Raw genomic sequence first — 11319 nt, 5'->3', positions numbered from 1 at the left:
CATCGCGGGGCAGTCAACGTCGCCAGGCTAGTTACCCCGCAAGCACGAGGGTCTTACTTGGGCTCGCTCCCCCGCAAGTACCCTTTCCCCTCATTCAAGGCAGCTTTCACATCCGCTGCATAAAAGTCATGGACATACTCCTGGCCACCGAGCTCATGGAGGGACTCCATAATGTCGTCAGTAAATGTCCTGAGGCGCTCGTATTCGTCCTCAATATGCATGTAGTTCAAGGGGTCGAGTGGCTCTCCCACAGAGACTCCGACGCGAACGGGCCGCGGGAACAGGGAGCCAATCGGGTTAGCTTTCCGCGTATTGATCATCGCGACGGGATAGACTTTCTGCCCCGACTCGAATGCCAACCGAGCGATCCCTGTCTTTCCGCGGTATAGACGGCCATCAGGCGACCGGGTTCCTTCCGGGTACATGCCCATCAGGTCCCCACGGCCAACCACCTTCAGTCCCGCGTTCAATGCGTCCTGAGCGGCTTGACCAGATGAGCGGTCGATCGGGTACTGCCCTACCGACGAGAAAAACCAGGCCTGGATCCGGCCGACGAGCCCCGGCGTCGTGAAATACTCGCTCTTAGCAAGAAAAGTGATTTGACGCGGGCACAGCAGCGGAAGATAAAACGAATCCATCACCGAGAGGTGATTGCTAGCCAAGATCGCTGGCCCCTCCGATGGGATCCGGTCGATGTTCTTCGTAAACGGCCTGTTCCATACCCGAAGAAAAGGACCGAAGAGAATGTATTTAAATGTCCAATACCAGCGATTATGCATGACTTTCCTTGAAGCTATCTCGCGCCAAATCAGCGACCCCAATCATACCGGCTTCCGCCCCTAATGTTGCCGTTTTGATCTCCGCGAGTGGCCGATGCCCTGCCCCCACCACGTTATCCGCATAAGCCCGAAGAGCACGGGGCATAAAAAGATCAGAATCAGTGGAAACGCCACCACCGATGACGATCAAGGACGGGTCGAAAAAGTCCTGGACCATGGCCAAACCTCGGCCCAACCATAGGCCAAAGTCATCGACCACGAGCTTCGCTAGAGGATCCCCTTCCCGGGCAGCAAGAGAAACATGCCGGCCGGTGATTTCATCCGGACGCGTCCGGTAATCGCGAAGTAAGTCAGAATCCAAGCCTGTATGGGAACCGATCATTTCGCGCGCGGTCGTCGCCATTGCCGTCCCGGAACAGTAGCGTTCCAGGCACCCCCGCTTACCGCACGAGCATTGACGGCCATCAGGTACTACACAGATATGACCAAACTCGGGCGCGGTACCGTGCGCTCCCCGGTAGATTTCGCCATTCACCATCAATGTGCCGCCAATACCGGTTCCGATGGCAAATAGCACCCAATTGTTCTCGTCGTAGGCGCTGCCGTAGCGATACTCCCCCCATGCGGCAGAGTTAGCGTCGTGCTCCAAGCGGACGGGGAGACGAAGCCGTTCCTCCAAACGGTCGACTACTTTCGCGTCGCGCCATGGGAGGTGGGGTGCGTAGCGCACTGTTCGACAGTCCGGCGTCAAGAATCCGGCGACCGCCATCCCTACTGCAGCGATGTTGTGCCGGCGTTGTAAGTGTCGGACAATCTGCACCACACCGTCTTCCAGCGCATGTGATGAAGCCGGAGTCGGGATTTGCTCCGAATCGATGATTGTCCCCTCGTCGGTAACAACCGCACCACGCAGGTTCGTACCACCAATATCAAAGCCGACAGTAAGCGGCCGGACAGAAGCGTGATCGGACATCAATACCTTTCGTTGAGGACCGCCGAAGAAAGAATCGTCTCAGCCAGTGGATAATGGCCTACTTCCGACGACGTAACTGGCGAATGGCTAACTTATTCAATCTAGCCCGTCGAATAAAACCTGGGCCAATTGCGGCCCCCTCACGGACCACGACCACTCCTTTTCGATGTACTCACGGCCCTTCTGTCCCATCGCCAAAGCGCGTTCAGGGTCAGCGAGTAGCCCCGCGACCGCATCCACAATCTCGTCGGCGCGTCGGCCATTAACAACGATCCCCGTTTCCGAGGGAAGGACGGTCTCAGGAGCTCCGCCACCGTCTCCTGCGACGACGGGCACGCCACATGCTTGGGCTTCAAGAAGGACGATGCCCAATCCCTCAACGTCCAATCCGCCGCCCAGCGTGCGGACCGGCATCGCGAAGACATCCGCGCAACGATAAAAATCGGGTAAGGCATCGAAGGGAACGGAGCCCGTCGTGATGAGAGAATCACTGACACCTAAGGCCGATGCACGATCGATGAGTGACTTTCTGCCTTTACCCGGGCCAACGATGAGAAGTTTTGCTGTGGAAATACGCTTCCGGATGCCCGGGAGAGCTTCCACAAGCATGTCTTGCCCTTTTCGAGGCACAATCCGCGAAATACATACGACGAGGGGGCCGTCACCCACCCCATATTGCCGACGAACACGGTCACCCGCCTCCTTATTCGGCGAGAAACGGGTGATATCCACCCCGGGTTGAAGCGATGACCACGCTGGGTGAGGTCCGAAAGCACGACGTGTTCGCATCTGGGCATATCTAGACACGTACGTCAGCATGTCAACACGCGAACCGATCAGGCGAAGGACTTGCCGCGCCCCTGGGATCATCGACCAACCGATTTCGTGGCCGTGCGTCGAGGCCACGACCCTTCGGGCACCCGCTCGACGAGCAGCTGAGGCCATGAGCGCAAGTGGCGTGCTCGCACCGAACCACACGGTGTCAATTGACCAGGCGCGAATGATCTCTTGCATCCGTCGAGCGGTCATGGGAGTGGGCAGCATAACGCGACGTGGCCACCGAATGATGGCGAACGGAGCGTCGCGGTCGAACTCCTGGGTTGCGTTCTCGTCCTGGGTTGAGGCGAAAACGATCAGTTGGTCGGGGTCGAGAGTCTGAACAAACTCGTGAAGGTACGTCTGAATCCCACCGACTGTCGGTGGGAAATCATTGGTGACGAGCAAGACCCGACGAGAATGAACCATGGACTCACATTCTATGAAACATCGCCGCGCTAGTAGCGACGAGCCCCATACACAGGCATAGAGTTCACTCCAACAACCTGCACTGGGATACCGTAATCGGCGGCATGGACGACCTTGCCATTGCCGATATAGAGACCGACATGGGTGGCTCCTGGATAGTATCCAATGACGTCACCGGGTTGAAGATCGTTCATGGATACTGGCGTTCCACCAGCCATCTGAGCGCCGGATGTGCGAGGGATGGTCTTCCCCATTTGGCGGTATGACCAGTACACCAGGCCCGAACAGTCGAACTCATTCGGGCCCGCTGCGCCCCATGAGTACGGAGCACCGAGCTTCGATAGGGCCGCGTTGACAGCAGCATTCGCCGATTGCTGGGCAGCCTTGATTTGGTCCTTACCCATGCGAATCGGGTTGTTCTTATCTTGCCAGCGCCGACGCTCTTCAGCAGAGAGGTTATCGATTGCAGCCTTAATCCGAGCAGTCTGAGCTTTGAGCTCGTCCTGCTTGGCGAGCAACTCCTTTTCCTGCTTATTTAACTCATCGGAGGCGTACTGAGCAGCGTCTTTCGCTTTGGCAGCGACATCTCGTTCTTTGTCTGCCGCACTCGACTCACGTCGGTACTGATCGAGCGTATTCTGCCGCCCAGTGGCAAGAGCACTGATGTACGATGCCCGGTCGATAGCGTCCTGCGGGTTCGCCGCACCAATATAGGCAGTGGTCGGGTCGATACTGACTTGCCGGTAGCGAGACAACGCAATCTGATCCACTTTGGAGCGAATAGCGTTAGCCTTATCCGACGCCGTCCGTGCCGCGTCCGACTTACTGTCGACGTCGTGCTGAGCTTCTTTCAGCGTTTGATCAGCGCCTTTAATCTTTTCTTCGAGCTCTTTAATTTTTTCCGACGTCTGCTCGGCTTCGCGCGAAACCTCAGACATCTGCGCGAAAAGATCATCTTTATTCGCCGGTGTCGCTGCCGAGGGGGCAGGGTCGGCATGAGCGGGAGTCTGGCCGACTACCGGAATAGCAAGAAAGGCTGGGAGGGAGGCCGCAGCTACCACCATTCGAGTACACCGCGACGGCAAAACCATAGTGAGACGCACGGTGATACTTTTACCAGTTCCGCGTCAAAAAATCACCTTGACCAGTCAAAATGTTAATAAAGTTAACCGTGTGACCAATGCGGTTAGCGTACATCGAGGTTAGCCGCCCCTACCGGCGTCGCCCATGCCGCGCAAAGCAGCACCGAGCCCGGCAGATCTCGTCAGTTCTATATATAACAAAAAGCGCCCAGATCACCTGGGCGCTTATATCCTCAGCTGTGCTTAAGTAGCTGGAAGGTGTTGAGCCGCTACAACCGGCCATGCTCAATAAGCTCTAGGCGTAACGAGCAGCCGAGTAAGCCTGCATGGAGCTCAGCGGAACGACAGACACGGTCTGCCCTTCCTGCGGAGCGTGAACAACGTTGCCGCCACCGACGTAGACGCCGACATGGTTTCCGCCATAGAAGCCGACGATGTCACCGGGCTGCAGCGCGTTGAGCGCAACAGGGGCACCGCCCGCCAGCTGAGAGTTCGAGGTCCGAGGGATGGCGATGCCAACTTGCTCGTAGGCCCACTTCACGAGACCCGAGCAGTCGAACGCGGCGGGGCCAGTCCCACCCCATGCGTAAGGGGATCCCTGCTTCGATTGAGCGGCGTCGGCAATCTTCTGACCAACGCTGCGCAGCGTCTCGATCGGATCGATGGCCGGAGCTTCAGCCGGTGCGCCCCCAATGTTTGCGGAGGTAGCGTCGGCGTTCGGGATGTTTGCCTGCGACATGTAGTCGTGGATCTGCTTGTTCAGCGCGTCCTGTGCCTGCTGAATCTGGTCCGGAACAGTGACCGTGTACTGAGTGTTAGGAATCTGAACCTCAGCAGCAGATGCGTTGGCAGCGCCTGCGATTGCGGTAGTCGCGCTCAAACCCACAGCAGAAACTGCAGCAATTTTGCGGCCGGTGGAAGCGCTCAAGCGGCTACGGTTAGCCATTCGTGTTTCTCCGATGCGTGTCGACGGTCAGATCTCAGGCGGCACCCGCCGCTCTGTAATGTCTCGAAAAGGTTACGAAATGGATACGGTCTATGTCCAACTCGAAAACCACACTGGGGGTTCATTCACCCCAACCGCCATTCTGTAACCGAAACGTTATTTTTGGGCCACCTTCTACAGCGTCATGGTCACCTTTACCTAGAAGTATCTGTTGCGCTGGGCAAATTTCGTCAAATAAGAGCGACCAAGGATCATTACATGTCCTGAAATCTCGACCCCAGCAACCTGAAATGTGATATCTATCATAGTTTTGTGATGAAACCTCATCTATCCCACAGAACTCACGCGTTTCAGCCTTCGATGGGCCACATTGCACCTACATTTCATCACTACCCGAACTTTGCTCCTCCCCGTCTCTGCCACGTGCATGTGTGTCCCATGCACGTTGTACCCTCTCACTGTGAACCGCGCCCGCACATCACTCGCCCCAGACCATGGGGACTCCGTGACTTCAGAACACCCGTCATCTGATGCGCAGGCGCATCTCCCCGTTTCTCCGACCTTCAACCGGGACATCGCAGATTCCCTGATCGTCAACACAACTTTTGTCGTCGTGGACCTTGAGACCACGGGTTTATCCGCACACGACGACCGCATCATCGAAATCGGCGCGGTAAAAATTCAAGGCGGTGAAGAAATCTCCCGCTTTTCGACCTTCGTCGATCCGGGACGGCTTATCCCCTCGCTCATCACGAACATCACCGGAATCAGTGACGACGATGTCAATGGAGCACCAGAAGAAGCGCAGGCAGTCAAGGATTTCCTCCAGTTTTCACGCGGGACAGTTCTTGTCGCCCATAACGCCCGCTTCGATATTGGTTTCCTCCAAGCTGCATCGATGCGCGCGCACATCACATGGCCACAACCAACACACCTGTGCACCTTGGTCCTCGCGCGAACAATGCTGGACCGCTCTGCCGTCGGATCTTTTAAGCTTTCGTCTCTCGCGCGACATTTTCACGCCACGACGACACCCACGCACCGCGCGCTCGATGATGCGCTCGCCACAGTTACTGTGTTCCACGGTCTTCTCGAGGAGCTAGGGTCTCAGGACATCATTCATGTCGGGGATATCCCCACCCGGCCCGCTCGAGGGGCCACTGGTGCGTCGGTCTCCCAGGTACCGACCCCCGACGCCACGTCGATTTCGCCGTCTCCCAACCGCTACCGCCACCTCATTGAGGACGTCCCCTCCAGCCCAGGCGTCTATATTTTCCGTTCACACTCTGGTGAACCGTTGTATATAGGTACGGCAGTGAACCTCCGCCGTCGGCTCAGACAATATATAAATGGCAATGACAAGCGACGCCTGATCCCGCATCTTCTCCCCCAGACGCGGAATATCGACACGATCGAATGTGCTCACGGCTTTGAGGCTGAGGTTCGCGAAGCGACGCTGATCGCTAAGTTTCGCCCACCGTTTAACCGACGTTCTAAGGAACCGCGACAGTATTGGTGGATTTCCGGGGCCCGTCCGCGTTCACACGACGTTTCTCGGGCCACTATTTCGCGCGATCCCCGTTCTCCTAACGCTCTCGGCCCCTTTCGGACGCGTCAAAAAGCGACGACCGCGGCACGGTTGCTCGGCATTGGAGCTCCGACAGCATCCGGACTCCCTGTCGACCAGGCGATCAATTGGCCTCCGTCGCTATCGACCGCAGAGGAACGGATCGCTGCCTTCTTAAACCCTGACGGAGCCTTATATCCCGACGAGGTGGGCACCTCCGTCCCGGCTACCGCATGCAATGACATCCCAACTGACGGGCATTCCTACACTCTTCAGAACCTGGAAGAGACCCGGCGGAGTCAAAGGGATAGACCTGACTACTACCAGCAATTGATCAATGTGGTCACCGACTTGGCGTCGGATGGTCGTTTTCAACGCGCAGCTCTCACGCGGGATGCCGTGGCAGCCTTATTATCGACGACGGCTACCGCGCAGGCTTACCGAGCTCTCGCCGAGACTCCCGAGATGAGGTTGACAGCGCCTGACGGCGAAGGCGGGTGGAACCTTGCGGTCGTACGTTACGGCCGGCTGGCGAGCGCGGGGCATGTTGCCAAAGGGGGCGCTCATGGGAATGCGGTCGATTTACTCCTCGCCCATGCCACGCACGTTGAGCCTGACTCTTCCCCGCTTGGAGGTGCGAGCATAGAGCAACTACGTGTGATACGTCGGTGGATGGAAAAGCCCGGAGTGCGACCAGGTCCTGGTTGTGAGGGATGGTCCATGCCGATCCAGGGTGCTGGGCGATTTGCCGCCTGGATTGATAAGGCCCAGAAGGCCACTGAGAGCTAACGGTTTAGCCATACTGTGAAAGCCATACGCGAAACCCCGCTTCCCTGTTAAGGAAAGCGGGGCGAGTGACGTGCGCGTGAAATTACCTTTGCACACCGCGGTGCGGGGCCGGGACTCACTGCTCGGCGGACCCACTCCGTGGAATGCCCGGGTTGTTACTTATCGTCGTCCTTATACTGCTCGCGGTTACGCGCCTGCAGCTCTTCGAGCATCTCTTTCTGTTCGCGCTCGTTCTCGTGCTCGATCTCTTCCGCACGATCCGCGATGTCTTGCGAATCCGGGGTGAAGAACGTGCCGCGACCCGGGTGGCCGGAGTAACCAAGCTGGTTCATCTGCTTCGGAACCGGAGCACCTTCATATTCAAGTGGTACAGCGTGGCCGTGCTCATCAACCGGGCCTAGCGGCTGGTGAACTTCAATGAACCCACCCGAAGGCAGAACTTCGATCGTGCCGGTTGCCACACCATGCTCCAGGACCTCACGGTCAGAGCGCTGCAAGCCGAGGCAAATACGGTACGTGCAGTAGTACACGATCGGCGGAACGATAACGAGACCGATACGTCCAACCCACGTCATAGCATTCAGTGAGATCTGGAAGTGGTAAGCGATCAGGTCGTTCATACCAGAGATGGTCAACAGGAAGTAGAAGCTGATGGCCATCATGCCGAGCGACGTACGAACCGGAACATCGCGGGGGCGCTGCAACAGGTTGTGGTGTAGGTCGTCACCAGTGAGCTTTTGCTCGATGAAAGGGTACGTAACCAGCAGAACAACCAGCACGAGCAGCATGATCGCTACCCAGAAGATAGCTGGGATTGTGTACCGACCGATGTACAACTCCCACGCAGGCATGACACGTGCAGCACCATCTGTCCACAGCATGTAAATATCAGGCTGAGAACCTGCTGACACCTGAGCCGGGTTGTATGGACCCAAGTTCCAGATCGCGTTGATCTGGAAGATACCACCGAGCAAGGCCAGAACACCGAAGGTGATGAGGCCGAAGCCGATACTCTTGACGGCGAAGACGGGGAGAATTCGCACGCCCACGACGTTGTTCTCCGTACGTCCAGGTCCGGGGAACTGCGTGTGCTTCTGGTACCAGACCAGGGCAAGGTGCGCAGCAATCAATGCCAGCAAGATACCCGGAATGATGAGCACGTGGGCAATGTACAGACGGTCAATGATGATGTCGCCCGGGTAGTCACCGTTGAACATCATCCAGTGCAGCCAGGTACCGATGATCGGGAGACCAAGGATGATGGCCGACATAATGCGGAGGCCAACACCTGACAGCAGGTCATCCGGCAGCGAGTAGCCCATGAAGCCCTCAGCCACGGACAGGAGCAGAAGCACACAACCAATAACCCAGTTGGCTTCGCGTGGCTTACGGAATGCTCCGGTGAAGAAGATACGGAACATGTGCACCGTAATAGACACGGCGAACATCAAGGCTGCCCAGTGGTGGATCTGTCGGATGAACAGACCACCGCGGACCTCGAAGGAGAGGTTAAGGGCTGTCTCGTAGGCGCGGGACATTTCCACGCCGTTGAGCGGTGCGTAGGCACCGTCGTAAATGACCTTGCTCATCGACGGGTCGAAGAACAGGGTCAGGTAGGTACCGGAAAGGAGGAGGATGACGAAAGAGTACAGAGCAATTTCGCCAAGCATAAACGACCAGTGGGTCGGAAATACTTTGTTGATCTGGCGCCGAACCCCGGAGGACATGGTGTAGCGGTCATCCATGTTCCGCGCGGCTTGCGCCATGTGCGATGGATAAGTCTTAGTGGTCATGAACGACGCTCCCAGAAGGCCGGGCCGACGGATTCAACGAAGTTACCCTTTGCATAAAGGAATCCCTCGTCATCCACAGCAATGGGCAGTTGCGGAAGAGGACGTGCAGCTGGGCCGAAGACTGGCTTGCCGTAGTGCAACGCGTCGAACTGTGACTGGTGGCACGGGCAAAGAATTCGGTTGGTTTGCTGCTCGTACAGCGATGTCGGGCAGCCAATGTGCGTGCAGATCTTCGAGTAGGCGTAGTAATCGCCGAAGTGGAAGTCTTCCTGCCCTTTACGCTGAATGGCGCGCTTGGCGTCACTGTGGCGCAGACGGATCAACATGACGGAGTTACGCGAACCGTGGATGGATTCCATGTGCGCCTCGTACACATCGGCGTTCTTGTCGTATTTGTCGTGATCGTTGACGACATCCTCGAGAAGCGGGAAGACCGTTTCCATGGCCCCGGCGTTCAGATCCTCAGGGCGAAGTCGCACCAAGCGGGTAACCCCGCGAGTCTCGTATGTCTCACCAGTAGCCTCATAGCCACCTTCGTGCTTTTCAGCTGTGACGCCGGTGTCGCGGCCTAGGTAAACTTTCTTGCCCTTCTCCGTGAGGGTCCATCCCGTCGTCCACAGGGTGCCGTCACCCTGGACGTCCATGCCTTTAGCCTTGGGCTTCCAGGGGTTCTTGATCATCCCGCCGATCGGGAAGATTAATGCGAGCCCTGCGGCAACGGCGCCGGTTCCCATGATGCCTTTAAGCACCTTGCGGCGACCAAGGGTGGATGTTTCCCAGGAATCGTTGAGCAGCGCCACGAGGGTCTTCTGATCAACTTCATCCGACGGGCCGTCGTGACGACGCTGAACGGAAATTTCCTCGGGGATGAATTTCTTGGTGAACTTGACCGCTCCGATGCCGAGGCAGAGGATCGCCAAGCCCATGCACGCCCCGAATAGCGGAGTGTAGAGGGAGTAGAGCCACAGGCCGTCCTCCCCTAGCCCCTTATACTTCCAGGGCCAGAACAGGTAAACAGCGATAAACGCAATGGCGAAGACTGCGCCTAGGAGGAACCACAACCCGACGCTGGGCGCGGCGCGTTTCTCCTCAGGGTCGTTGTCCATGGGGAAACGCTGTTTACGGTAAGCAACGGTAACGTCGTCAAGCTCGGTCCCGAGGCGGGCGAGCTCGTCATTGCTCATGGCGGCTAGCTCTTCGGACGTGTATTTCTTCGTTATCTTGTCACTCATGACCGCGTTCCAATCCATAGTGCCGCGCAGACCATAACGGTGACGCCGCCGATCCACATCAACAAACCTTCAGTGACTGGACCAATACCGCCCAGACCGTATCCGCCCTGCGTCGGGGTGTCCTGCTGAGACTTAATGAAGGCAATAATGTCCTTCTTCTGGTCTGAGGTCAGTTGGCGATCGGAGAACTTCGGCATGTTCTGAGGGCCGGTCAACATCGCCTGGTAGATCTCTTGCTCATTCGCAGGATCAAGATCAGGTGCGTATTTACCACCGGAGAGCGCGCCGCCCTTACCGGTGAAGTTGTGGCACGATGCACAGTTCAAACGGAACAAATCAGAACCGCGAGCGACGTCCTCAGCTTTGATGTTTCCGTCGTAGTGTTCGCCACGGAGAGACTCCATAGCGATGTTCCCGTCCTGGTCGTGAACGATGTCCGGTCCACCACCGCGGGACTGCACGTAAGCTGCCAAAGCCAGCGTCTCTTCTTCTGAGTAACGGGCTTTCTTACGCTCAACCTGGGCTTCGTTGCGGGTCATCGGCATGCGGCCGGAGTGCACCTGGAAGTACACAGCGCCTGCACCAACACCGGTGAGTGCTGGGCCACGGTCTTTGACGCCCTGGAGATTGGCGCCGTGGCAGGTGATACATGCAACGTCGTAAATATCTTTACCCTGCGAGACGAGGGCTGCCTGGTCTTTATCAGCGTTGGCAGTCTGAGCGTCAGGGGTTAGGGCATCAGCGAGAAAACCTGCGCCAGTAAGGCCGAGGGCTAAAGCTGCCGTACTAGCAAAAGTACGACGTAACTTTCGGCGGCCACGGACCTTCTTGGCGTGGCGCACGGTGTCGGTTCCGGTCTCCACCGCGGAGCCCGACAACGTGCCGGAATTGTTGGAGTTAACCATCATTTTCC

Annotated in this window: 9 protein-coding genes; 1 reads left to right on the top strand and 8 read right to left on the bottom strand. The window is 57.4% G+C overall.

What is annotated here, in order from left to right; genetic code table 11:
* Positions 1 to 53: 53 nt before the first annotated feature.
* The 5 genes from JMN36_RS06665 to JMN36_RS06645 form a co-directional block, all read right to left on the bottom strand.
* The gene (locus JMN36_RS06665) at positions 54 to 779 is read right to left on the bottom strand and encodes a lysophospholipid acyltransferase family protein (RefSeq protein ID WP_204088323.1); all 726 of its coding nucleotides are present in this window, start codon (positions 777 to 779) and stop codon (positions 54 to 56) included.
* Complete coding sequence (locus tag JMN36_RS06660; protein ID WP_204088322.1) at positions 772 to 1752, bottom strand: ROK family protein; 981 nt, start codon at positions 1750 to 1752, stop codon at positions 772 to 774. The genes JMN36_RS06665 and JMN36_RS06660 overlap by 8 nt, the downstream gene beginning before the upstream one ends.
* Before the next feature lie 96 nt (positions 1753 to 1848).
* A complete protein-coding gene (locus JMN36_RS06655) occupies positions 1849 to 2997 on the bottom strand; it encodes a glycosyltransferase family 4 protein (protein ID WP_221924056.1) in 1149 nt (382 codons plus the stop codon).
* A gap of 29 nt (positions 2998 to 3026) precedes the next feature.
* Complete coding sequence (locus JMN36_RS06650; RefSeq protein ID WP_221924055.1) at positions 3027 to 4061, bottom strand: NlpC/P60 family protein; 1035 nt, start codon at positions 4059 to 4061, stop codon at positions 3027 to 3029.
* Positions 4062 to 4374: 313 nt separating this feature from the next.
* Positions 4375 to 5025 carry a C40 family peptidase gene (locus JMN36_RS06645; protein ID WP_204088319.1) on the bottom strand — a complete coding sequence of 217 codons (651 nt, stop codon included), beginning with the start codon at positions 5023 to 5025 and terminating at the stop codon, positions 4375 to 4377.
* 505 nt (positions 5026 to 5530) lie between these two features.
* Between JMN36_RS06645 and JMN36_RS06640 the strand changes: the two genes are divergently transcribed.
* Complete coding sequence (locus JMN36_RS06640; protein ID WP_204088318.1) at positions 5531 to 7381, top strand: DEDD exonuclease domain-containing protein; 1851 nt, start codon at positions 5531 to 5533, stop codon at positions 7379 to 7381.
* Between the two features lie 155 nt (positions 7382 to 7536).
* Here the strand turns inward: JMN36_RS06640 and qcrB are convergent, their stop codons facing one another.
* The 3 genes from qcrB to qcrC are packed head-to-tail and all read right to left on the bottom strand — an operon-like array spanning position 7537 to position 11314.
* Positions 7537 to 9174 carry a cytochrome bc1 complex cytochrome b subunit gene (gene qcrB / locus JMN36_RS06635; protein WP_012731362.1) on the bottom strand — a complete coding sequence of 546 codons (1638 nt, stop codon included), beginning with the start codon at positions 9172 to 9174 and terminating at the stop codon, positions 7537 to 7539.
* Positions 9171 to 10406, bottom strand: coding sequence for a cytochrome bc1 complex Rieske iron-sulfur subunit (gene qcrA / locus JMN36_RS06630; RefSeq protein WP_221924054.1), 1236 nt, complete (start codon positions 10404 to 10406; stop codon positions 9171 to 9173). The genes qcrB and qcrA overlap by 4 nt, the downstream gene beginning before the upstream one ends.
* On the bottom strand, positions 10403 to 11314 hold the full coding sequence (gene qcrC, locus JMN36_RS06625; RefSeq protein ID WP_082089890.1) for a cytochrome bc1 complex diheme cytochrome c subunit: 912 nt from the start codon (positions 11312 to 11314) through the stop codon (positions 10403 to 10405). Before qcrC ends, qcrA begins: the two co-directional genes overlap by 4 nt.
* Positions 11315 to 11319 lie beyond the last annotated feature (5 nt).

This window comes from Corynebacterium pseudokroppenstedtii (assembly GCF_019754945.1).
In the GTDB taxonomy this organism is placed as follows: Bacteria; Actinomycetota; Actinomycetes; order Mycobacteriales; family Mycobacteriaceae; genus Corynebacterium; species Corynebacterium pseudokroppenstedtii.
This window is presented reverse-complemented; position numbering and strand designations above follow the sequence as displayed.